General features: G+C 69.8%; 18 protein-coding genes. 16 read left to right on the forward strand and 2 right to left on the reverse strand.

The features are described 5' to 3' along the window. The first annotated feature begins 36 nt into the window (after positions 1-36). Positions 37-882, forward strand: a complete 846-nt coding sequence (locus tag NBG84_RS02130; RefSeq protein ID WP_250917478.1) for an inositol monophosphatase family protein — start codon at positions 37-39, stop codon at positions 880-882. Between the two features lie 205 nt (positions 883-1,087). On the opposite strand, the gene NBG84_RS02135 is transcribed toward NBG84_RS02130, so the two are convergent. Then, positions 1,088-1,255 carry a hypothetical protein gene (locus NBG84_RS02135; RefSeq protein WP_250917479.1) on the reverse strand — a complete coding sequence of 56 codons (168 nt, stop codon included), beginning with the start codon at positions 1,253-1,255 and terminating at the stop codon, positions 1,088-1,090. A 364-nt stretch (positions 1,256-1,619) separates the two neighbouring features. Between NBG84_RS02135 and NBG84_RS02140 the strand changes: the two genes are divergently transcribed. From NBG84_RS02140 to NBG84_RS02155, 4 genes are all read left to right on the forward strand, one after another. Then, complete coding sequence (locus NBG84_RS02140) at positions 1,620-2,273, forward strand: response regulator transcription factor (RefSeq protein WP_250917480.1); 654 nt, start codon at positions 1,620-1,622, stop codon at positions 2,271-2,273. A 6-nt stretch (positions 2,274-2,279) separates the two neighbouring features. After that, positions 2,280-3,518, forward strand: a complete 1,239-nt coding sequence (locus NBG84_RS02145; RefSeq protein WP_250917481.1) for a sensor histidine kinase — start codon at positions 2,280-2,282, stop codon at positions 3,516-3,518. 395 nt (positions 3,519-3,913) lie between these two features. Next, entirely contained in the window at positions 3,914-4,210 is a 297-nt protein-coding gene (locus NBG84_RS02150; RefSeq protein WP_005310959.1) for a DUF4193 domain-containing protein, read from the forward strand. Between the two features lie 13 nt (positions 4,211-4,223). Then, positions 4,224-5,168, forward strand: coding sequence for a hypothetical protein (locus tag NBG84_RS02155; RefSeq protein ID WP_250917482.1), 945 nt, complete (start codon positions 4,224-4,226; stop codon positions 5,166-5,168). Between the two features lie 294 nt (positions 5,169-5,462). On the opposite strand, the gene NBG84_RS02160 is transcribed toward NBG84_RS02155, so the two are convergent. Continuing rightward, positions 5,463-5,927: a DUF3093 domain-containing protein gene (locus NBG84_RS02160; RefSeq protein ID WP_250917483.1), complete on the reverse strand. Its 465-nt coding sequence runs from the start codon at positions 5,925-5,927 to the stop codon at positions 5,463-5,465. 58 nt (positions 5,928-5,985) lie between these two features. Between NBG84_RS02160 and NBG84_RS02165 the strand changes: the two genes are divergently transcribed. From NBG84_RS02165 to NBG84_RS02215, 11 genes are all read left to right on the forward strand, one after another. Continuing rightward, positions 5,986-6,594, forward strand: a complete 609-nt coding sequence (locus NBG84_RS02165) for a PaaI family thioesterase (protein ID WP_250917484.1) — start codon at positions 5,986-5,988, stop codon at positions 6,592-6,594. Further along, positions 6,594-7,124, forward strand: a complete 531-nt coding sequence (dut, locus tag NBG84_RS02170) for a dUTP diphosphatase (RefSeq protein WP_250917485.1) — start codon at positions 6,594-6,596, stop codon at positions 7,122-7,124. Before NBG84_RS02165 ends, dut begins: the two co-directional genes overlap by 1 nt. A 1-nt stretch (position 7,125) precedes the next feature. Next, positions 7,126-7,914 carry a DUF3710 domain-containing protein gene (locus tag NBG84_RS02175; protein WP_250917486.1) on the forward strand — a complete coding sequence of 263 codons (789 nt, stop codon included), beginning with the start codon at positions 7,126-7,128 and terminating at the stop codon, positions 7,912-7,914. 116 nt (positions 7,915-8,030) lie between these two features. Beyond that, complete coding sequence (locus NBG84_RS02180) at positions 8,031-8,762, forward strand: ABC transporter ATP-binding protein (protein WP_250917487.1); 732 nt, start codon at positions 8,031-8,033, stop codon at positions 8,760-8,762. A 485-nt stretch (positions 8,763-9,247) separates the two neighbouring features. Further along, on the forward strand, positions 9,248-11,791 hold the full coding sequence (locus NBG84_RS02185) for an ATP-binding protein (RefSeq protein ID WP_250917488.1): 2,544 nt from the start codon (positions 9,248-9,250) through the stop codon (positions 11,789-11,791). Positions 11,792-11,915: 124 nt separating this feature from the next. Continuing rightward, positions 11,916-12,605 carry a response regulator gene (locus tag NBG84_RS02190; RefSeq protein WP_250917489.1) on the forward strand — a complete coding sequence of 230 codons (690 nt, stop codon included), beginning with the start codon at positions 11,916-11,918 and terminating at the stop codon, positions 12,603-12,605. 241 nt (positions 12,606-12,846) lie between these two features. Next, positions 12,847-13,275, forward strand: a complete 429-nt coding sequence (locus tag NBG84_RS02195) for an OB-fold nucleic acid binding domain-containing protein (RefSeq protein ID WP_425608553.1) — start codon at positions 12,847-12,849, stop codon at positions 13,273-13,275. 3 nt (positions 13,276-13,278) lie between these two features. Continuing rightward, positions 13,279-14,016 (forward strand): DUF3159 domain-containing protein, encoded by a 738-nt coding sequence (locus NBG84_RS02200; RefSeq protein WP_250917490.1) that lies wholly within the window; start codon positions 13,279-13,281, stop codon positions 14,014-14,016. A gap of 701 nt (positions 14,017-14,717) precedes the next feature. Next, entirely contained in the window at positions 14,718-18,089 is a 3,372-nt protein-coding gene (locus NBG84_RS02205; protein WP_250917491.1) for an FtsX-like permease family protein, read from the forward strand. A 274-nt stretch (positions 18,090-18,363) separates the two neighbouring features. Further along, the gene (locus NBG84_RS02210; RefSeq protein WP_308311992.1) at positions 18,364-21,069 is read left to right on the forward strand and encodes an FtsX-like permease family protein; all 2,706 of its coding nucleotides are present in this window, start codon (positions 18,364-18,366) and stop codon (positions 21,067-21,069) included. Then, complete coding sequence (locus NBG84_RS02215) at positions 21,066-22,025, forward strand: ABC transporter ATP-binding protein (RefSeq protein WP_250917493.1); 960 nt, start codon at positions 21,066-21,068, stop codon at positions 22,023-22,025. Before NBG84_RS02210 ends, NBG84_RS02215 begins: the two co-directional genes overlap by 4 nt. Positions 22,026-22,045 lie beyond the last annotated feature (20 nt).

Genomic DNA, 22,045 nt, shown 5'->3' on the forward strand with positions numbered 1-22,045 from the left:
ATACCGTCCGAGCCACCCGTTCATCGGTGCGCGAGGATGAGAAGGATCATCCGACCGGGTAAAGGAATCGCCGTGACCGACGTCAGGGACCCCCTCCTGTCCGAACTGCTGGATCTCGCGCTGGAGGCCGCCGGACGGGCGGGAGAGTTGCTGCGCGATGGCCGACCCGCCGATCTCGGGGTCGCCGCGACCAAGTCCAGTCCCATCGACGTCGTCACCGAGATGGACATCGCGGCCGAGAAACTGATCACCGGTTTTCTGCTGGAGCACCGGCCCGACGACGGGATCCTCGGCGAGGAGGGTGCCTCGACCACGGGCACCAGCGGTGTGCGCTGGGTCATCGACCCGCTCGACGGCACGGTCAACTACCTCTACGGCTTGCCGACCTGGGCGGTCTCCATCGCCGCCGAGGCGAACGGGGAGACCGTCGTCGGAGTGGTCGAGGTGCCCCAGCGCAGGGAGACCTGCCGGGCGGTGCTCGGCGGGGGCGCCTACCTCAACGACAAGCCGGTGCGGTGCCGCCCCGCCGCCCCGCTGGATCAGTCCCTGGTGTCCACCGGCTTCAACTACGTCCAGTCCGTACGAGCCCATCAGGCCGATGTCGCCCAGCGGTTGATCCCCCGGCTCCGGGACATCCGCCGCAGCGGCTCCGCCGCCGTGGACCTCTGCGATGTCGCGGCGGGCCGGCTGAACGGCTACTACGAGCGCGGGCTCAGCCCCTGGGATCTCGCGGCCGGCGATCTGATCGCCCGCGAAGCGGGGGCCCTGACGGGCGGACGTCCCGGCCAGCGGGCCTCCTATGACCTCACGGTGGCGGCGGGCCCGGGGGTGTTCGAACCTCTCCAAGAGCTCCTGGAGGAGTTCGGCGCCTGGCACGACTGATCGGGCTTGCTGATCTCAGGGTGGCCGGGCGCCCCGGCGGGCGAACAGCCGAGGCAGGCGATGGCCCCAGCACGCCCACCACGGGCCACAACAGCCCCAGGGGCCTCCGCTGCCGACCGGGGGGCAGCCGTACGCCCCTCGGGCGCTCAGGACGGCGCAGGGCCCCCGCCAGCATCGGCGGGGGCCCTGCGCTTGAGGGTGGGGGCTACGCTGCCCCTACTTCCACACCGTGCTCGGCGGCCAGACGGTGGAGATCGTCCAACTCTTCCTGCTCGACATCGGCCAGGAACTCATCGCCCGTCGCACGAGCAAGTGTGAGATCCGTCTCCGCTGCCTTGATGCGCTGTACCAGTCCTGCGGTAAATGCGTCCATGTGCGCCCCCTCGTCGTGGGTCGGTGGCACGGGGGTGTGCCTCGGGGTCCCCCTGCCGCAGCAGGGGACGGGGTGATCGATCACCCATGGCCGCAGTGGGCCGGGGTTGTGGCGTCGCCACGTAGGACGTCGCTGCCACTAGCAGGGCGTGATCTCAGGATGTCTAAGCGTCCTCCCCCAGCCGCTCACGGGCAAAACCTCAACTGGCCCGAGAATCCGGTCAATTCCCTCGGACCGATTCCTGGCCCCCGGGGCCCATCTCGCCTTACCGCCGGTTTACGCGCGTAACGGGCAGGATGGAGGCGCACAGCGAGTGCAAAAACGCCCTGATCATGGCTGATGGGCCCAAAGGAAGGAACGCGACGTGCGCGTACTCGTCGTCGAGGACGAGCAGCTGCTCGCCGATGCGGTGGCCACCGGACTGCGCCGAGAGGCAATGGCCGTGGACGTCGTGTACGACGGCGCGGCGGCTCTGGAGCGCATCGGCGTCAACGACTACGACGTGGTCGTCCTGGACCGCGACCTCCCTCTGGTCCACGGCGATGACGTCTGCCGAAAGATCGTCGAGCTCGGTATGCCCACCCGCGTCCTGATGCTGACCGCTTCGGGCGATGTCAGCGACCGGGTCGAGGGGCTGGAGCTCGGCGCGGACGACTATCTGCCCAAGCCGTTCGCCTTCACCGAGCTGACCGCCCGGGTGCGCGCGCTGGGCCGGCGCACCACAGTGCCCCTGCCGCCCGTTCTGGAGCGCGCGGGGATCAAGCTGGACCCCAACCGCCGGGAGATCTTCCGGGACGGTCGGGAGATCCAGCTCGCGCCCAAGGAGTTCGCGGTGCTGGAAGTGCTGATGCGCAGCGAGGGTGCCGTCGTCTCGGCCGAGCAGCTGCTGGAGAAGGCGTGGGACGAGAACACCGATCCCTTTACCAATGTGGTGCGGGTGACGGTGATGACCCTGCGTCGCAAGCTGGGAGAGCCGCCGGTGATCGTCACCGTCCCCGGCTCGGGATATCGGATCTGATCTGCGGTGGCCGCGACTCCGCCGCATCCGTCGGCGCCTCCGAAACCGACCTGGGACCCACGGGACCCGGTCCGCCCCCTGCTGCGTCCGACGATCCGGATACGGCTGACCCTGCTGTACGGCGGAATGTTCCTGATCGCCGGCGTACTCCTGCTGTCGATCATCTATCTGCTCGCGGCACAGGCGCTGCACTCGGGGAACGCCCTGCCGTTCAAGCTGCTCCCCCAGAGCACCATCGAGCTCACCGACAACTCCTGCCCGGCACCCAGCCAGAACCTCTCGGCCGACCAGGCCAACGCGGTGCTGAAGGACTGCTTCGCGCGCCAGCGCGAGGTGGCGCTCGACGATCTGCTGCGCCGGTCGCTGTTCGCGCTGCTCGGGCTGAGCATCATCGCCTTCGCCTTCGGTTACGCGATGGCGGGCCGGGTGCTGTCGCCGCTGGGCCGCATCACTCGCACCGCCCGTCAGGTGGCCGGTTCGGACCTCACCCGGCGGATCGAGCTCGATGGCCCGGACGACGAGCTCAAGGAGCTGTCGGACACCTTCGACGAGATGCTGGACCGGCTGGAGCGGGCCTTCACCGCTCAGCAGCGGTTCGTCGCCAACGCCTCGCACGAGTTGCGCACCCCCCTGGCCATCAACCGCACGCTGCTGGAGGTCCACCTCTCCGACCCCGGCGCACCCATGGAGCTCCAGCAGCTCGGCAAGACCCTGCTGGCCACCAATGAGCGCAGCGAGCAGCTGGTGGAGGGCCTTCTGCTGCTGGCCCGTAGCGACAACCAGACCTTTGAGCGCAAGCCGGTGGACCTGGCCGAGGTGGCGACCCGGGCGATCGACCAGACCCGCGCGGAGGCTGAGGCGAAGGGGGTGGAGATCCGAGGGGAGTGCGCGCCGGCGGCCGTGCAGGGCAATGGTGTGCTGCTGGAGCGGATCGCACTGAACCTGGTGCAGAACGCCGTGCGGTACAACATCACGGAGGACGGCTGGGTCGAGGTGACCACCGAGACGCGGTCGGGCCAGGCGATCATGGTCGTCTCGAACACGGGGCCCGTGGTTCCCGCCTATGAGATCGACAATCTGTGGGAGCCGTTTCGCAGGCTCCGCCAGGAGCGCACGGGGAGCGACAAGGGGGTGGGACTCGGGTTGTCGATCGCTCGATCGGTCGCGAGGGCCCACGGGGGACGTATCATCGCGGAGCCCCGCGAGGGCGGAGGGCTCGTGATGCGCGTCACACTTCCGACCTAGACCGTAATTGAAACCAGATGACTTCGTTCGCTTTACGCGGAATTTTCAGGACCCATTCCGGGCTTGAACATGTGGGATCGATCACAGGGGTGGCTTTCAGGCCATCTACTCTCCGTGATCAAGGAAGCTACCGGAAAGCCGGGAAAAGTCCTGGTTTCCTGGGGTCGAGATCACGGGAAGTACACGGGGTGGCGCCCGTGAGCTGCGAGATTTGGATCGTGTACGGTCCCCTTCGCCATCCAAGCCGATCACCTCTCACGGGGTCCGGCTGGGTGTCGATTGAGTAACAGACCTTGATGTGAGGCAAAATCTCCGCCTCAGGTCGGGCACAAGTCCGGCCTCTCACGCGTTACGTGCGCTGGAGACACCGCAACCACCCAGAGGGGGAGAGCGACATGGCAACGGATTACGACACCCCACGCAAGACCGACGACGACGTCGATTCCGACAGCCTTGAAGAGCTGAAGGCACGACGGAACGACAAGTCGACCTCGACTGTCGATGTCGACGAGTTCGAAGCGGCAGAGGGCATGGAACTGCCCGGCGCGGACCTTTCCAATGAGGAACTGGCCGTCCGGGTCCTGCCCAAGCAGGCCGATGAGTTCACCTGCATGAGCTGCTTCCTTGTGCACCACCGCAGCCAGCTGGCCCGTGAGAAGAACGGCCAGCCGATCTGCCGCGACTGCGACTGAGGTCCGGTCGGCCGTGGCAGGTGAGACACCGTCCAAGAAGCGACGCTTCCGACGTCAGAAGCCGTCGGAGGCGTCTAACGAGACGTATCCAGGCGGTACGGGACCCGAAGAGGGCAGCACGCCCTCTGACGCGTACTCGTCCGCCCTCCTGCCCTACGGTGCGGGAGAGGGCGAGCGAGGCACCTCAGCCTCGCTCGAAGCGCTCCCGCGCGATCCGGCTGACCGGCCCGACGGGTCGGCCCGGCCGGGGCGGCTGGCCTCCATGCGCCATGGCGTACGGAGGACAGGCGAGAGCGCCAAGGCGGCCGTGGGTTACGTCGCCGACCGGATCATCGAGAACGCGCCGCGCGTGCCGGTGCGTGATCTCGCGACCCTTCGAGCGCAGTTCCCGGGTCTCAGTACCGAGCAGCTCGCCGACAAGCTGGTGGCGGGCGCGTCCAACGCGACCGCGACCGTGGGCGCGGGTGTGGGAGCCGCCGCGATGCTTCCCGTACCTCCGGCGATGCCCGCGGAGCTAGCCGCGGAGATCACCGGCGTGGCCGCGATCGAGCTCAAGCTCATCGCAGAACTACATGAGGTCTATGGCCTGAGGCCTCCGGGCAATCTCAAGGAACGCAGCACCGCCTATCTGGCCGCCTGGTCGGACGAGCGCGGTGTGGACGTGACAAAGCCCTCGACGTACAAGAACGCCGCCGTGAGCGGCGGACTCAAGCGCGAGCTACGTCAACAGATCATGAAACGCATGATCCGCAATCTGCCGAACCTGATTCCGTTCATGGTCGGCGCGGCGGTCGGAGCCGTGATGAACCGTCGGGATACCCGACATCTCGCGGACCGGGTCCGCAAGGACCTGCGCACTCGGCAGGTTCCCTGGGACGCCCTGCCCTCGCTCCCGCCCCTGGAGCAGCCCGCACAGCCACTGGCTCATCTCGACAAGCCACACGAGCTGGAGGGCTGACACCCGGCCCTTGGGGAGAAGGGCCGGACTGTTTGGAGTGGACGCCCGGCGAGGTGCCCTTGCCCGACCTACCCAGCTTCTCGTGCACCGTGTGTGCCCGAGTCGTTGCGCGGGCCCGGCACGGTCATCTCGTAAGGCTGCCGCCCGGGCGATCGGCATCCTCCAGCCGCGCCAGGCCACCGGGGATCGAGGCGTCTCCATACATCGAAGTTCAGCCAATCACGGCAAGCGTCTCCGGCCGTGGAGCGAGCGCGGACGACAGCGCGTGCCGGGTTGCCCGCACCGGCGAATCGGCTACTCGGCCGAGAGCGCCGCCGCGAGTTCCTCCGGGTTGCGAGTCGAGAGGTAGACGTACGGCGTGGGGTCGGCCGGGTCCGTGATCTCCACCCGCAGGGCCGTGGGGACATAGCTGCGCAGCAGCATGAACGCGCGCGGGTCCGCCTTGTACGAGCGCCAGGCGCGGGCCTGCTCGGCGTCCAGCACCTCGGGCTCGCCCAGCGCGCTGAGTGGAATGCGGGCGTCACCCACGACCAGTGAACCCGCGACGACCCGGATCCGGGCCGACCCGTAGGAACTCACCAGGACCGCGGCGAGGGCCGCCGCGCCGATCAGTCCGACCAGCAGTGGCAGGGTGCCGAGCGGCAGGGTGATCAGTCCCCCCGAGATGCCGGCCAGCAGGATCAGGGCCCACCAAGCGGGCGGAGCGGTCAGGCGTTCTTCGTAGCGCACGGCCGTGGCGCCGGGGGCGGAGGGCTGCATGGCGTCAAGCTTGGCACGGTGGGGCCGCTGCCATTCCACGCGGGTAAGGTCTGCGCCTGTGAGCACTGAGAATCCCCGGGGGCCGAGCCCCGGCCATCCGGCACTGATCCCGCCGGCCGATGCCTTGAGGCCGGTACGGCACCCCGATGCCCCCGCCCCCGGTGAACTGCTCGGCACGCACTATGACCACTGCTTCGGCTGCGGCGGCGCCCAACCGCACGGTCTCCACCTCCAGGCGCGGGCGGGCGACGGCGTGAGCATCACCGCCGAGTTCACCGTGCAGGCCGCCCACCAGGGCGCCCCTGGCCTGGCCCACGGCGGGGTGCTCACCTCCGCGCTGGACGAGACCCTGGGCTCGCTGAACTGGCTGCTGCGGACCATCGCCGTGACGGGCCGGCTGGAGACCGACTTCGTCAGGCCGGTTCCGGTGGACACCCAGCTCTTCCTGCAGGCCGAAGTGACCGCCGTTGCCGGGCGAAAGATCTACTCCACCGCGGTGGGCCGCATCGGCGGCCCCGCCGGCCCCGTAGCCGTGCGCGCCAACGCCCTCTTCATCGAGGTCAAGGTCGACCACTTCATCGACAACGGCCGCCAGGTGGAGATTCAGGCCGCCATGGCCGACCCCGACCAGATCCGGCGCGTACGCGCTTTCGAGGTGAATCCCTGATGTCCCAGCCGTCCGGCCACTTGAGCCCCGTAGACCTTCTGATCCATCGAGTGGACCCGGAGGTCCCGCTCCCCACGTATGCCCATCCCGGGGACGCGGGGGCGGATCTGGTCACCTGCGAGAGTGCCGAGCTCGCTCCCGGTGAGCGTGCCGTGCTGCCCACCGGGGTGGCCATCGCCCTGCCCGACGGGTACGCCGCGTTCGTGCATCCGCGCTCCGGTCTCGCGGCCCGCTGCGGCGTAGCACTCGTGAATGCCCCGGGGACGATTGATGCCGGGTACCGTGGGGAGATCAAGGTGATCGTGGTCAATCTCGACCCGCACGAGACGGTGCGGTTCGAGCGATTTGACCGGATTGCCCAACTGGTTGTCCAGCAGGTCGAGAAGGTGCGCTTCCACGAGGTGGCGGAGCTTCCCGGCTCGGCGCGGGCCGAGGGGGGCTTCGGGTCCACCGGCGGCCATGCCGCCGTGGACGGCTCATCGGGTGGGAATCGATACGCTTCCGTCGTATCCGACCGGGAAGGACAGTGACGTGTTCGGACGTCGCAAGAAGAGTGGTTCCGCGGGGGACGCGGACGCAGCGGCCGAGGCCGAGCAGGTCGCCGAGCTCGACTCGGAAGAAGCTGACAGCTCTGAGAGCAGTGAGGGCGGCAAGGGCTCCCGCCGGGCGAACCTCCCGCCAGCGCCACGCCCCGACGGCCCCTGGGATGTAGTCGAGGTCTCCAAGCCCGACGAGGGTCGGGTCGACCTGGGCGGGCTCTTCGTGCCCGGGGTCGAGGGCATGGAGCTGCGGGTCGAGGTCGCCGGCGACGCCATCGTCGCGGCGACGGTCGTGCTGCGCGACAGCGCCGTACAGCTCCAGGCGTTCGCGGCGCCGAAGAAGGAAGGTATCTGGGGCGAGGTCCGCGAGGAGATCGCCTCCGGTATCACCCAGCAGGGCGGCATCATCGACGAGGTCGAGGGTCCGCTGGGCTGGGAGCTGCGGGCGCAGGTGCCGGTACAGCTGCCGGACGGCACCGGCGGTGTGCAGCTCGTGCGCTTCATCGGTGTGGACGGGCCGCGGTGGTTCCTGCGTGGAGTGATCTCCGGGCAGGGCGCGGTACAGCCCGAGGCCGCCGGCCTTCTGGAGCAGATCTTCAAGGACACCGTCGTCGTCCGTGGCGAAGGCCCCATGGCGCCTCGGGACCCGATCGTTCTGAAGCTGCCCGAGGACGCCCAGATGGTGCCCGAGGGCGTTCAGCAGGAGGACCAGGAAGGCTCCCGGTTCTCCGGTGGCATGGGTCAGCTCCAGCGTGGTCCGGAGATCACCGAAGTGCGCTGACACCTGTCTGATCAGCACTGACCGGTGGGTCGCGCTCCCCTGAGGGAGTGCGGCCCACCGGTCTTTTCTCGTACTGTGCCGGGATCGGACCAGGACTCCCCTACGAAGGGCGCTTTATGACCGAGAGCACAGGGGCCCGTGCCAGCACGGCGCTCGTAGACGACCCGGCATCGGGGCCGATGGTGCGGGTGGAGGATCTGCACCGTTCCTATGGCTCGGGCGCTTCGGCCGTACATGCGTTGAGAGGCGTCTCCTTCGAGATAGCCCGGGGGGAGCTGATCGCGCTCAAGGGCAGGTCGGGCTCGGGGAAGACGACCCTGCTCAATCTGGTCGGCGGGTTGGACTCCCCCGACGAAGGGCGGATCACCGTCGACGGCACCGAGCTGGCGGGACTGGGCGAGAAGCAGCTCCTTGAACTGCGACGGGATCGGATCGGATTTGTCTTCCAGGCATTCGGGCTGATCCCGATCCTGTCGGCGGCCGAGAACGTGGGCGTACCGATGCGGTTGCGGAAGACCCGCTCTCGCGAGCGCGAGGAACGCGTTCAGCTGCTGCTGTCGCTGGTGGGCCTCGCGGACCATGCCTCGCAGCGGCCCGGGGAGCTCTCCGGTGGCCAACAGCAGCGCGTGGCCATCGCCCGCGCGCTGGCCAACCGCCCTGCCCTGCTGATCGCCGATGAGCCGACGGGTCAGCTGGACGCGGAGACCGGGCTGGCGGTGATGGAGCTGCTGCGGGCGGTGGTGCGGGGCGAGGGCGTGACCGCTCTGGTGGCCACGCATGACGCTCAGCTGCTGGGGCTGGCGGATCGGGTGATCGAACTCAGCGACGGGGAGATCACCGAGCACTGATCGCGGTCCGGCGGGGACAGAGAGGCGAGGGCGTGGCGGGCGTCAGCCCGCTGGCCGGGCTCGCACCTGGCGGCTGGCCGGGCGCCCCTCTCCGCGTCAGCCGTACGAGGCGCTTCCCGGGCGGGGCACGACGGGGCACGAACCCGGCCCCTGACCCGCCCGGCTGCCTGGGTACGGACCCACTGGCGGGGGCATGGGTAGGGGGCCTGCGGCCTTTCGCCCGGCCCGCTGCGAACGTCGAGTAGGCGCCCGCGCTGGCAGGGACGCCGGGGTGGGCTCCCGCGCCGGAAGGGAGCCCCGCAGCCCGGGGAACATCGGTTCACCAGGCAACCATCACATCGGCTCGGCGGGGTCGCCACCGTCCCGCGTGGCATCAGAATCACGTCAAAGACGCCGCTCAGACACGCCCTGCGCCCGATATGCCCGATTCCCCCGCCGTATGGTCGTCGCAGCGCACACAGCTGTTTCTGAAAGACAATGAGGCCATGGGACGCGGCAAGCTACGGATCTATCTCGGCGCGGCGCCGGGCGTCGGCAAGACCTACGCCATGCTGTCCGAGGCCCATCGGCGGGTGGAACGTGGCACGGACTGCGTCGTGGCCTTCGTGGAGCACCACAACCGTCCCCGTACGGAGGTGATGCTGCACGGTCTGGAGCAGATCCAGCGCCGCGAGATCGAGTACCGCGGCTCCGGTTTCACCGAGATGGATGTCGACGCCGTACTGGAACGCTCCCCCGCGGTCGCGCTGGTGGATGAGCTGGCGCACACCAATGTGCCGGGCTCACGGAACGCCAAACGCTGGCAGGACGTCGAAGAGCTGCTGGTCGCGGGGATCGATGTGATCACCACGGTGAACATCCAGCACTTCGAGTCACTCGGCGATGTCGTCGAGTCGATAACGGGCGTGCGCCAGCGCGAGACCGTGCCCGACGAGGTGGTGCGCCGGGCGGAGCAGATAGAGCTGGTGGACATGACGCCCCAGGCGCTCCGGCGCCGGATGGCGCACGGCAACATCTACACCTCGGACAAGGTCGACGCGGCCCTCTCCAACTACTTCCGCCCGGGCAATCTGACCGCTCTGCGTGAGCTGGCGCTCCTGTGGGTGGCGGACCGGGTCGACGAGTACCTCCAGCAGTACCGCGGGGAGCACAACATCCGCTCCACCTGGCAGGCCCGCGAGCGCATCGTGGTGGGGCTCACGGGCGGGCCGGAGGGGCGCACCCTGATCCGCCGGGCGGCTCGGATGGCCGCCAAGGGCTCGGGAAGCGAGATCCTCGCCCTCTACATAGCCCGCAGCGATGGACTGACCTCGGCCTCGCCCAAGGAGTTGGCCGTCCAGCGGACCCTTGTCGAGGACCTCGGCGGAACGTTCCACCATGTCATCGGCGACGACATACCGGTGTCCCTGCTGGAGTTCGCCCGAGGGGTGAACGGCACCCAGATCGTGTTGGGGTCCAGCCGCCGCAAGGCCTGGCAGTACATCTTCGGTCCGGGTGTCGGTGCCACCGTCGCCCGCGACTCGGGCCCCGATCTCGATGTCCACATCGTCACCCACGACGAAGCGGGCAAGGGGCGCGGGCTGCCCGTGGCCCGCGGGGCGCGGCTCGGTCGCACCAGGATCATCGCGGGCTGGCTGGTCGGCGTGGTCGCCCCGATACTGCTGTCGCTGCTGCTCACAGGGATCGAAGACTCACTGGGGCTGGCCAATGACGTGCTGCTCTTCCTCTTTCTGACCGTTCTGTCGGCACTGCTGGGTGGGCTGCTGCCCGCGCTGGCATCGGCCGCGGTGGGCTCCCTGCTCCTGAACTTCTACTTCACTCCACCCGTACGCACGCTGACCGTCTACGACCCCCAGAACATCGTCGCCATCGTGATCTTCTTCGCGGTGGCGGTCGCCGTGGCTTCCGTGGTCGATCTCGCTGCTCGTCGCACCCATCAAGCGGCCAGACTGCGTGCCGAGTCGGAGATCCTGTCGTTCCTCGCCGGCAGTGTGCTGCGTGGCGAGACCACCCTGGACGCCCTGCTCCAGCGGGTCCGGGAGACCTTCGGGATGGAGTCGGTCGCGCTGCTTGAGCGTAAGAGCGACGTCGACCCCTGGACGACCGCGGGCAGTGTGGGGCCGCGCTGTGTGGTGCGTCCCGAGGACGCGGATGTGGACATGCCGGTCGGCGACCACATGGCCCTGGCGCTCTCCGGCCGGGTGCTGCCCGCTGAGGACCGTCGCGTACTGGCCGCGTTCGCCGCCCAGGCGGCTGTGGTGCTGGATCGGGAGCGGCTGGTCGGCCAGGCGGAGCAGGCGCGGGCACTGGCCGAGGGCAATCGCATCCGTACGGCGCTGCTCGCCGCGGTGAGCCACGATCTGCGCACCCCGCTGGCGGCGATCAAGGCGGCCGTCAGCTCCTTGCGCTCGGACGACGTGGCCTGGTCCGACGAGGATGAGGCCGAGCTCCTGGAGGGAATCGAGGACGGCGCCGACCGGCTGGACCACCTCGTGGGCAATCTGCTGGACATGTCCCGTCTCCAGACCGGCACCGTGACTCCGCTGATCCGGGTGACCGACCTTGACGAGGTGGTACCGATGGCGCTGGTGTCGGTACCCGTCGAGAGTGTGGAATTGGACATTCCCGAGTCGCTGCCGATGGTGGCCGTCGACCGGGGACTACTGGAGCGGGCGGTGGCCAACATCGTCGAGAACGCGGTCAAGTACAGCCCGGAGGGCGTTCCCGTCAGTGTGGCGGCGAGCGCGCTGGGCGACCGGGTGGAGGTGCGGGTGGCCGATCGGGGACCCGGGGTTCCCGACGACGAGAAGGAGCGGATCTTCGAGCCGTTCCAGCGGTACGGGGACGCCCCGCGCGGCGCCGGGGTGGGCCTTGGCCTCGCGGTGGCCCGCGGCTTCACGGAGGCGATGGGCGGCACCCTCAGTGCCGAGGACACCCCGGGCGGCGGAATGACCATGGTCCTCACCCTGAAGGCCGCGCCCGGCCTCGACCCGGTGAGCCCTGATCTTCCCGCCCAGGTCACCTCATGACGCACTCGCCGAGCGCAACCACACCGCGTACGGCGTGTGCCACGGCCGGGAGGTCGGGGCAAACGGCCCCGACCGGGTTTGAACGACAGTCGCTCAGTCGACGGTGCAGAAAGGCAGGCCCGCTATGACCAGGGTGCTGGTGGTCGACGATGAGCCGCAGATCGTACGAGCCCTCGTGATCAATCTCAAGGCGCGCAAGTACGAGGTGGACGCCGCGGCGGACGGTGCCACCGCGCTGGAACTGGCAGCGGCGCGGCACCCCGATGTCGTCGTGCTCGACCTGGGCCTGCCGGACATGGACGGCGTCGAGGTGATCAGGGGCCTGCGCGGCTGGACCCGCGTACCGATCCTGGTGCTCTCCGCGCGGCACACGTCCGACGAGAAGGTGGAGGCGCTGGACGCCGGCGCCGATGACTATGTCACCAAACCGTTCGGCATGGATGAACTGCTGGCCCGGCTGCGGGCTGCGGTGCGCAGGGCCGAGCCGGTGGGCGGCGGTGACGATGACGTGGTGATCGTGGAGACCGATGGCTTCACCGTCGACCTCGCCGCCAAGAAGGTGCACCGTGACGGACGCGATGTTCGGCTGACTCCGACCGAGTGGCATCTGCTGGAGGTCCTGGTGCGGAACACGGGACGGCTGGTCAGCCAGAAACAGTTGCTCCAGGAGGTGTGGGGGCCTTCGTACGGGACGGAGACCAACTATCTGCGGGTCTATATGGCACAGCTGCGGCGCAAGCTGGAGGCCGATCCCTCGCACCCCCGCCACTTCGTGACCGAGCCGGGGATGGGATACCGCTTCGAACGCTCATGAGTGATCGGGTTCCAGCGCAGCGGGCCTGACGCCGCCCTTCCGTTTGATGCCTCCCAAGCACCGGGCGCTTCGTCCGCTCTGGCCGCCCGCGCGGCCGGCGGCGTCCCCGGGCCACGGTGACCCGCCCGCCGGGCGTCGTGCGGCCCGCTTCCGCCTCCCCGGGCGTCACCGGGGGTATGAGCAGGTGTACGAGGTGGGCGGGGCACGAGAAGGTGTCGGCGGTGGCCGGTACGCTTGCTCCATGAGTGCAACACCCCGCTCGGACAGTGGTTCAGCGAAGGACGGCAGAGCCGCCAAGCCGGCCGGCCGTTTCCGGCGCATGCTCGACCGGCTTTCCAGCTCGCAGGAGGACCTTGAGTCCGAGGAGTTGCGGGAGGACGCACAGGCGTCGGGGTGCCTTCGGATAGCGGAGTGCGGTGACCGCCAGATCGTCCGAGTGACTGGTACGTTGCGCACGGTCACCTTCCGCCCTCGGGCCGGAGTGCCCTCGCTGGAGGCGGAGCTCTTCGACGGCAGTGCCCCGCTGGACGTCGTCTGGCTCGGCCGCCGCGCGATCGTGGGGATCGAGCCGGGCCGCAGGCTCATAGCTTCCGGCAGGATCTCCATGAGTCACGGACGCCGTGTGCTCTTCAATCCCAAATACGAACTCCGACCGCTCGGACAGGAGTAGCCGGTGACGTCTCTCGACAAGCCGACCACCACGAACGAACAGCAGCAGGACGCCGACTCCAAGGCAGTGACGGAGGCAGCCCTGTCTGAGGCCTTCGGTGGCGTGCGGGGCATGGTGGAGACCGTCCTGCCCGGACTGTTGTTCGTCACGATTTACACGATTAACAAGGATCTCCACGTCTCCGCCATCGCGGCGCTGACCGTCTCCCTCCTGCTGGTGGGAGTCCGGCTGGTGCGCCGGGACACCATGAAGCACGCGTTCAGCGGTGTCTTCGGGGTGGCCTTCGGTGTCGTCTTCGCCATGGTGACGGGGAATGCGAAGGACTTCTATCTCCCGGGGATGATGTACACCCTGGGCCTGGCCCTGGCGTACATCATCACCACGATCTGCGGTGTGCCGCTGGTGGGGTTGATCCTCGGGCCCATCTTCAAGGAGAACCTCTCCTGGCGGACCCGCAACCCGGGGCGCAAGAAGGCCTACGCCAAGGCGAGTTGGGCCTGGGGCCTGATCTTCCTGGCCAAGTGCGCGATCCTCTTCCCGCTCTACTGGTGGGCGGACACCACCCAGTTGGGTTGGGTGCTGGTCGCGCTGAAGATCCCGCCGCTCTTGCTGGCGGTCTATCTGACCTGGCTGTTCCTGGCGAAGGCACCACCGCCGATCGATGTCTTCGCCGAGATGGAGGCCGAGGAGCGCGCCGAGAAGGAACGCAAGGCGGCGGCCGCACGCCAGCCGGAGCTCTAGCCCCAGATGAGGCCGTGAGGCCCGGTTCCCGGTCAACGCCTACCCGGAACCGGGCCTCAGCCCTGTCCGAACTCGCACGCGGTGCGCGAGGGGATGCGCCAAGGGCGCGCTGGGGAACACGAGGGGGGAACGTCGACTCCATGGCAGCCCTCGCCGGAGGTGTCCGAACAGCTCAACCACCGCCCTCGCCGGATGGGCACAGGCATCCCGATACCGATCTTGGGCGGCCCTCTTCGGACAGCTGACCGATCACGCCGGAGGGCTGGGGCTCACAGCGATTCCCGTGATGTGATGACTGTTGGCTGCTGACTGCTGACTGCTGACTGCTGATCGATGGCTGATGGCTGATGGCTGATAGGAGTTCGCGTTGGATTCCGCTCGGGTGGGGAGCAGGGGCAGCGCCGATCTGATCCTCTCGATGCGTCCCACAGCACCACCCCGGTCCCGGGTCTTGCTGGGAAGTCACAGCTCGGCCCCGGGGTAGGAGCTCAGCGGAGATGGCCGATCGCCGGACAGGTCGCCGACCCGCTCTTCCCCTGATCACTGGCCGGATTCATACGCAAACGATCACGATCTCATCAAATCCTTTGCAACAGGTGTCACTCCAGACCCAGCTTCTGAAAGCATCCACAACAGAAAGGGCTTTCAGGGGGCGTACACCTTTATTTGATGGGCGCGCTGACGCATCAGGGGGATATTTCGTGGCGGGGTTTCTCTTTCTCCGCGCGCGCGGGCACCGGCTGCTCCTGGCTGCGGCGCTGCTCGCCATCCTGCTCACCACCTCCATACTCGCCGCGCTCGCCGCCTTCGCCGGCTCCGTCGGTGACGCCGGACTGCGGCACGCACTCCGTACCCGGGACGCTTCAGCCGCCGCGCTGGTCATCACCTCGGAGAACACAGAGGTGAACCGCACCGCGGCAGCGCGGGACGCCAGGCGCGGGGCCCAACTGGCCTTCGATGGACTGCCGGTGAAGCTCCAGCAGTTCGATCGCTCGGGACCGTACGCCCTCCCGCGGACGCTCCAGTCCCCCGCCGCGCGCAAGGGCGAACCGGATCTCACCCTCTTCGCCGCCGTCGATCGCGCCCATGTCCGGCTCTCCAGCGGCACCTGGCCCACCCCGAAGACCGCTGGAGTGATCCCGGTCGCCCTGCCCGAGGTCGCGGCGAAGCAGCTGAGGCTCACACCGGGTCCGCGGGTACTGAAGGTCACCGACCGCATGGGCGGACCCCCCGTACGGATCAGGGTCACCGGGATCTACCGGCCGACCGACCGCGGCGCCCCCTACTGGCAACTCGACGAGTTGGACGGGCGCGGGGTCACCAAGGATGTCTTCACCACCTTCGGGCCGCTGCTCACGGACCCCAGCGCCATGGGTACGGGCGGTATTCGGCCCGGTGGGGTGTCCTGGCTCGCCACCGCCGACTTCGGCGGTCTGACGGGCGAGCGGATCGATGGGGTGCGGAAGGCCTCGGCGAAGAGCCAGCAACTCCTCTCCGCACAGCCCTCACTGGCGACCGGTGTGGTCGCCCGCACCTCACTGCCCGGGGTGCTCGATCAGCTTGAGCGCGCCCTGCTGGTGTCCCGGGCCACCCTGCTGCTTGTCTCCTTGCAGCTGGTCCTCCTGGCCGGATATGCGCTGCTGCTGGTCGCCAGACTGCTGAGTCAGGAGCGGAGCAGCGAGACCCAAGTACTGCTTGCCCGGGGCGCCTCCCGGCGCCGTATCGCCTCTCTCGCAGCCTTGGAGGCCCTACTGCTGGCGCTACCGGCCGCCGTGTGCGCGCCGCTGCTGGCAGGACCGATCACCGGGTTGCTGGCCGGGCACGGCCTGCTGGCCAGGATCGGGCTCCAGGACGAACTGGCCGGCTCTGGGCCGACGGTTCGGCTCTGGTTCATCGGCGCGGCGGTGGCGCTGGCGTGTGCGGTTGCCGTGACCATGCCGGCGCTCACCGCCGCTCGCGCGGCACGCGGTCGGGCCAGAACGCTGCCCGGACCGCTGCGAGCCGGCGCCGATATCGCGCTGCTGGCGATTGCGGGGGTCGCGTACTGGCAACTGGAGCGGCGGACCTCGGGCAGTGGTGCGCTCAGCGGTGATCGCGAGGGGCGGTTGGGCATCGACCCGCTCCTGGTGGTGGCACCCGCGCTGGCGCTCCTCGCGGGCACCGTTCTGACGCTGCGACTGCTGCCCCCAGCGGCCCGGCTCGCCGAGCGACGGGCCGCACGCGGTCGCGGCTTGACCACCTCCCTGGCCGGCTGGCAGTTCAGCCGCCGCCCCATGCGCGGTGCCGGTCCGGTGCTGCTGCTGGTGTTGTCCGTGGCGATGGGAATGCTGGCGATCGGGCAGGGCGCTTCATGGGATCGCTCCCAGGACGACCAGGCCGATTTCCGGACGGGTGCTCCGGTGCGGGTACTCAGCGGCGGGAGCGTTCCCGGGTTCGGACAGGGCGGACTGTACGACGGGATGCGGGGCGTCCGATCGGTGGCCCCCGCCGCCCGAACGGAGCTCAGCCTCTCCGGCGGGCGCCGCAGCACGGTCCTCGCACTCGACACCGCGGCCGCCGCCGAGGGGCTCCAGCTCCGCGGCGATCTCACCGGAGGCGGAGCGGGACGGCCGCTGGAAGCACTGCGCCCCTCGGGTGACGCACGCCCTGGAGTGCTGCTCCCCAAGGACGTCGCCCGGCTGGAGTTCGATGTGACCCTGCGCCGCCCTTCGACGCGTTCCGGTGGTGAGCCGAGCAGCGGACCGGCCCTCACCTTCACCTTCGAAGACCGGTACGGGGTGTCGTACCGGATTCCGGTGGACCCGCCACCGGGCGATGGCAGACCCCATCGGGTGTCCATCGATCTCGCCCGGGCCGCGGGGGGCCCGGCAGGCAAACCGGCGGCGCCGCTGGCGCTGACGGACATCGAGGCCTTCGAGGCCGAGGCGGCGGATCGGATCGTGTCGAAGCGGCTGGCGTTCGGGGCGCTTCGATCGGTGGCCGCTGACGGGACTTCGCGTGCCGTTGCCCTGCCGTCGGGGTTCGCCTGGACGGTCAAGGCGATCGCCAGCGTCGAGGTGGACCCCTCCAACACGGACGAGGCGGCGCCCGCGATCACCGCGGTGCGTTCATCGGCTCGCAAGCCGCTCGACATCTCGTACCACACGGGCAAGACGTTCCTGGACGGCTGGGGCCCGGAAATGACGGTCACCCTGCGGATGACCGTCAAACGGAGCGCACCGGCCATCCTCAAGGCGCTGGTGACCGAAGGGTTCCTCCAGGCCAGCGGCGCGAAGGTGGGCGCCGTGATCGACCTCCCGATGCAGGGCGGGGCGGTCAGGGTCCAGATCATGGGCGTCCTCGGTGCGATACCGACCACGGAACGCGAACCCTCCATCGGGGGAACGACGAGCGCCGAGGGTGGTTCCGAGGCCGCTTCCGCCGCCAAGACGGACGGAGGCGCCCTGTTGGTCGACCTTCGCGCGGTCAACCAGATCCTCGCCACCCGTATCGATGCCGCCTTCCCGCCCTCCGAGTGGTGGTTGTTCCCCCTGCCGGGCAAGGTCGCCGAAACGGCGGCGAAGATCCGGGAACGTACCGACCTCGAACCGAACCAGATCCAGGTGCGGGATGAGATGGCAGCCGCGCTGCACAGCGATCCGCTCGGTGCCGGCCCGCAGTCGGCGCTGCTGGCGGCGACCATCGCCGCGGCCGCGCTGGCCGCGGTGGGGTTCGCGGTCTCCGCGGTGGGCGCGCTGCGGGAGCGTTCACGGGAGTTCGCGGTACTCCGGGCGCTCGGTGCGCCACGACGTCAACTGGCCCGGCTGCTCGCCCTGGAGCAGTCGCTGCTGATCGGGCTCGCGCTACTGATCGGGGTGGCGCTCGGCACGGTGCTCACCCGTGCGGTCGTTCCACTGATCGTGCTGACGGGACAGGCGACCCAGCCGATCCCCTCCGTACTGGTGGAACTACCGACCGACCGGGTGGCGCTGCTGCTGGTGGGCGTGGCGGCGACACCGGTGGCCATCGTGCTGGCGCTCGCCCTGCGCCGCGGTGACTCATTGACGGCGCTGCGTGCGCAGGGAGGCGAATGATGGTGCCGGCCATGCAAGGGGTCGTTGGTGTCACCGTGGCGCAGGTCCGGTCCATGGGTGAGCCTCGGGGGCGCGGGCTCGCCGACTCGGAGCGGTGTTCGCGGGCGATCGGCACCGCGGTCAGTCCACTGCGAAGGACGCGATGCGCATTTGGGCGCGGCGGGGATCGCACCCTCGGTGCGCGAGCCCGGCAGAGCAGGGCCGTGGGGATCCATCACCCGGCGATGGGTCAGCGCCGACCGTCCCTGAGGTGTTCCCGATGAGGAGGGGTGGAGTGAAAGCCGTCGCCCCCTGGGTCCGTACCCGATTGCGCGCCGCGCCGGGGCCCGCCCTCGCCCTGCTGGTGCTGGTCCTGTTGACCTCGTTCCTCGCCGCTGCCTTTCCGCGCGCCGTGGACGCCTACGAGGGCGAGGGGTTGCGGCACGAGGTGAACGCCGCACCCGCGGACCGCCGGGTCCTCCAGTTCACGGACGAGCCCGAAGACGAGTTCGCCGAGTCCGCCGAGTCCGCCGAGGGAGGCGCGGACGACTCATTGCAGCCGGAGCGGATGGCGAAGGCGTACCGCCAGATCCTGGCCACGCTCCCCGAACCCCTGCGCGTGGACGCAGGCCAGTCGGCGTACGGGGTGCGCAGCGTCGAGCCGGTGCGCGCCAGCGACCGCTGGCTGCCCGAACTCGAAGCCGGTCTGCCTGCGTTCACACTCAGCACCCAGGCAGGCGTCGCCGAGCACTCCCGACTGCTCTCGGGTCGGCTGCCCCGGGCCGCCGGGGACGGGGCCACCGTGGAGGGCGCGGTCACCGCGACCACCGCCGAAACGCTGCGGATCAAGGTGGGTTCCACCGTCCACGCCGGGCCGATCGCGGTCCGGGTGACGGGCATCGTCCAACCCCTGCGGCCCGAGCTGGGCTACTGGTCGTACGAGCCGGTGCTGCGCACCCCCGCCCTCCTGTACACGGGGCAGCCCGTGCCCGTTGCGTACTGGCATGGTGCGCTGCTGCTCGACCCCGGTTCGGCCGAGGCGCTGCGGGCATTGGAGGACGAGCCCGAGCCCTACTGGCGGATCGCGCCCGATCTCGCCGGGCTCACCATCGGCGATCTTCCGCAGTTGAGGCGGACGGTCGCCAGTGTGGAGAGCGGCCCGCTGCGTACCCGGCTGCGGGACGGCATCTCCCCCACCTTGGACGCGGGCACCTCCCTGGACGAGGTCCTCATCGGTTTCGACGACATCCGGGCCGCGATCGGACCGGTGGTGGCGGTGGCCGCCTTCGGCGCGGGGAGTGTCGCCGTGGTCGTCCTGCTGATGGCCGGCGGACTGTCCGCCACCCGCCGGCACCAGGAACTCGCGCTGCTGCGCTCTCGCGGCGGCTCGCTGCGCGGTCTCTTCGGCCGATTGCTGGCGGAGAGTGTCGTGGTGGCGTTGCCCGCGGCGGCGGGCGGCTGTGCCCTGGCGCTGGAACTACTCCCCCACGGCCGCTTGCTCCCGGCGCTGCTGGCATCGGGCGCTGTCGCCCTGCTCGCCTGCGCCGCACTGCCGCTGCGGGCGGTCTTCACCCATCGCACGACGCGGTTGCACGGTGGCCGTGATGACGTGGTGCGGGCGAAGCCGTCCCGACGGCGCCTGGTGGCCGAGGTGACCCTGCTGGTGCTGGCGGTGGCCGCGGTGGTCACGCTCCGCCGACGGGGTACCGCGCCGGGCGAAGCGGATGAACTGGTGAGCGCCGCGCCGGTACTGGTGGGCATCGTGGCCGCGCTGGTGCTCGTACGGCTGTATCCGCTGCCGATACGGCTGCTCGCGCTACCGGTGGCGCGTCGACGAGGCGCGGTGGGCTTTCTCTCCCTGGCCCGCGCCGGTCGATCGCCCGCGACGACGGCCCTACCGCTGCTCGCGCTGCTGGTGGCTTTGACGACGGCCGCCTTCGGTGGCTCGGTGCTCGCCGGGGTGGATGGGGCCCGGGATCGCGCCGCACTGGTCTCGGTGGGCGCCGACGCTCGGATCGCGGCCATGGACGCCCTGCCGAAGGGGTTGGCGCAGAAGGTGCGGAAGGTGCCCGGGGTACGGGATGTGGTCTCCCTCCATCTGGAGCCGGAGCTGGATCTTCGGGACTCCGTGACGCGCAGTGTCACCTTGGTGGCCGCGGAGCCGACGGCGTACGCGCGCCTCGCCCGGGACACCGGTCTCGGCGAGTTCGCCGCCGGCCGGCTGCGTCAGGATTCGGGTGCGCTGCCCGCCCTCGTCACCCCCGATGTGGCGGAGCGCCTCGGGAGCGGCGAGGCCTTGATCGGCCCCGCCGGCGCGATGCTGACCGTACGGGTCGCGGGGGTGCTCACCACGACTCCCGCGGTGCCCACCGGTGACTTCGTCCTGGTGGACGCCGCACGGTTGCCGGACCGGGCCCCCACCGCGTTGCTGGTGAGCGGCCCTGACCTATCGGCTCCCGGGCTGAGGACGGCGGTCCGCTCGGCCGGCGGCGATCCGACCGTCGCGCTGCGTTCGGTCGAGCGGGCGGGTTTCACCGAGTCACCGGTGCAGAGCGGTGCCGAACGGATCTACACGGTGGCCGCCGCGACCGGAGCCGGATATGCCGTACTCGCGCTGCTCCTTTCGCTGTTGCAGGCCGCGCCCGAGCGCACCGCGCTCCTGGCCAGGCTGCGCACCATGGGGCTGACTCGTGGTCAGAGCCGACGGCTGCTCATTCTGGAGAGCCTGCCGTCGACGGTACTGGCCGCGGCCGGCGGCGCGTTGGTGGGCTGGACGGCGATCCGACTGCTCGCCCCCGGAATCGATCTGGGCCGTCTCGCACTGGCCATGCAGGACGGGTTCGCCACGATGGGGCCGGTAGGGCTGCGCCCCGATCCCTGGAGCCTGCTGCTGCCCGCCCTCGCGGTGGTGGTGATCGCGGCGGTGGTCTCCGCCGTCCAGGCATGGGTGGCCATCCGGCGTATGACAACGACCGAACTCAGGGTGGGAGACACACGATGACCGAGCCCTCCTCCGGCTCCGCCACGCTAAGGGAACTGGAGCGTCAAGCGGTGGCCCGGCGCGAAGGCCCCGGGTTCGGCCATGACGCGTTGATCGCCTGCGACCGGCTGGTTCGGGTGTTCGCCCTCGACGGAGTCGAGGTGCAGGCGCTCCAGGGGCTCGATCTCCTGGTGCGTGAGGGTGAGCTGATGGCCCTGGTCGGTGCGTCCGGCAGCGGCAAGTCGACCTTGATGAACATTCTCGCCGGGCTCGATGAACCGACGGCGGGGGCGGCGAAGGTCGCGGGCCGCGATCTGCTGGGGATGGGCGCCAAGGAGCGGCTGCGCTACCGGCGCGAGGTGGTGGGCTTCGTCTGGCAGCAGACGGCCCGCAATCTGCTGCCGTATCTGACCGCCGCGCAGAATGTCGCGCTGCCGATGCAGTTGCGCGGCCGCACGAAGAAGAAGGCGGAGCGGGCCGATTCGCTGTTGGCGCTGCTCGATGTCGCGGACTGCCGGGACCGGCGTCCGCACCAGATGTCCGGCGGCCAGCAGCAGCGGGTGGCGATCGCGGTGGCGCTGGCCAATGAACCGTCAGTGCTGCTCGCCGACGAGCCGACCGGTGAGCTGGACTCCCAGACGGCTGAGCAGATCTTCGCCGCCTTCCGGACGGCCAACGAGGAGCTGGGCACGACGATCGTGATCGTCACCCATGACCAGGCGGTGGCGAGCGAGGTCCGCCGTACGGTGGCGATCCGGGACGGGCGGACCTCGACGGAGATCCTGCGCCACACGGAAGTGGACGGGACGACGGGCGAGGAGTCGGTGGTGGCGCGGGAGTACGCCATGCTGGACCGGGCCGGGCGGCTTCAGCTTCCGTCGGAGTACACCGAGGCGTTGGGGATGCGGGATCGGGTGCTGCTGGAGCTGGAGCCGGACCACATCCAGATCTGGCCGGACGGCCCTCGGGAGGGCTGAGGGGCCGGTGGCCCCCGTCC

Source organism: Streptomyces albipurpureus, from assembly GCF_023701525.1.
Taxonomy (GTDB): domain Bacteria; phylum Actinomycetota; class Actinomycetes; order Streptomycetales; family Streptomycetaceae; genus Streptomyces; species Streptomyces albipurpureus.

Excerpts from the sequence above, each read along its gene's own strand:
- NBG84_RS02130 (WP_250917478.1), top strand. The coding sequence starts at position 37 with ATGAGAAGGATCATCCGACCGGGTAAAGGAATCGCCGTGACCGACGTC.
- NBG84_RS02135 (WP_250917479.1), bottom strand. The coding sequence starts at position 1,255 with ATGGACGCATTTACCGCAGGACTGGTACAGCGCATCAAGGCAGCGGAG.
- NBG84_RS02150 (WP_005310959.1), top strand. The coding sequence starts at position 3,914 with ATGGCAACGGATTACGACACCCCACGCAAGACCGACGACGACGTCGAT.
- NBG84_RS02160 (WP_250917483.1), bottom strand. The coding sequence starts at position 5,927 with ATGCAGCCCTCCGCCCCCGGCGCCACGGCCGTGCGCTACGAAGAACGC.
- dut (WP_250917485.1), top strand. The coding sequence starts at position 6,594 with ATGTCCCAGCCGTCCGGCCACTTGAGCCCCGTAGACCTTCTGATCCAT.
- NBG84_RS02180 (WP_250917487.1), top strand. The coding sequence starts at position 8,031 with ATGACCGAGAGCACAGGGGCCCGTGCCAGCACGGCGCTCGTAGACGAC.
- NBG84_RS02185 (WP_250917488.1), top strand. The coding sequence starts at position 9,248 with ATGGGACGCGGCAAGCTACGGATCTATCTCGGCGCGGCGCCGGGCGTC.
- NBG84_RS02190 (WP_250917489.1), top strand. The coding sequence starts at position 11,916 with ATGACCAGGGTGCTGGTGGTCGACGATGAGCCGCAGATCGTACGAGCC.
- NBG84_RS02195 (WP_425608553.1), top strand. The coding sequence starts at position 12,847 with ATGAGTGCAACACCCCGCTCGGACAGTGGTTCAGCGAAGGACGGCAGA.
- NBG84_RS02215 (WP_250917493.1), top strand. The coding sequence starts at position 21,066 with ATGACCGAGCCCTCCTCCGGCTCCGCCACGCTAAGGGAACTGGAGCGT.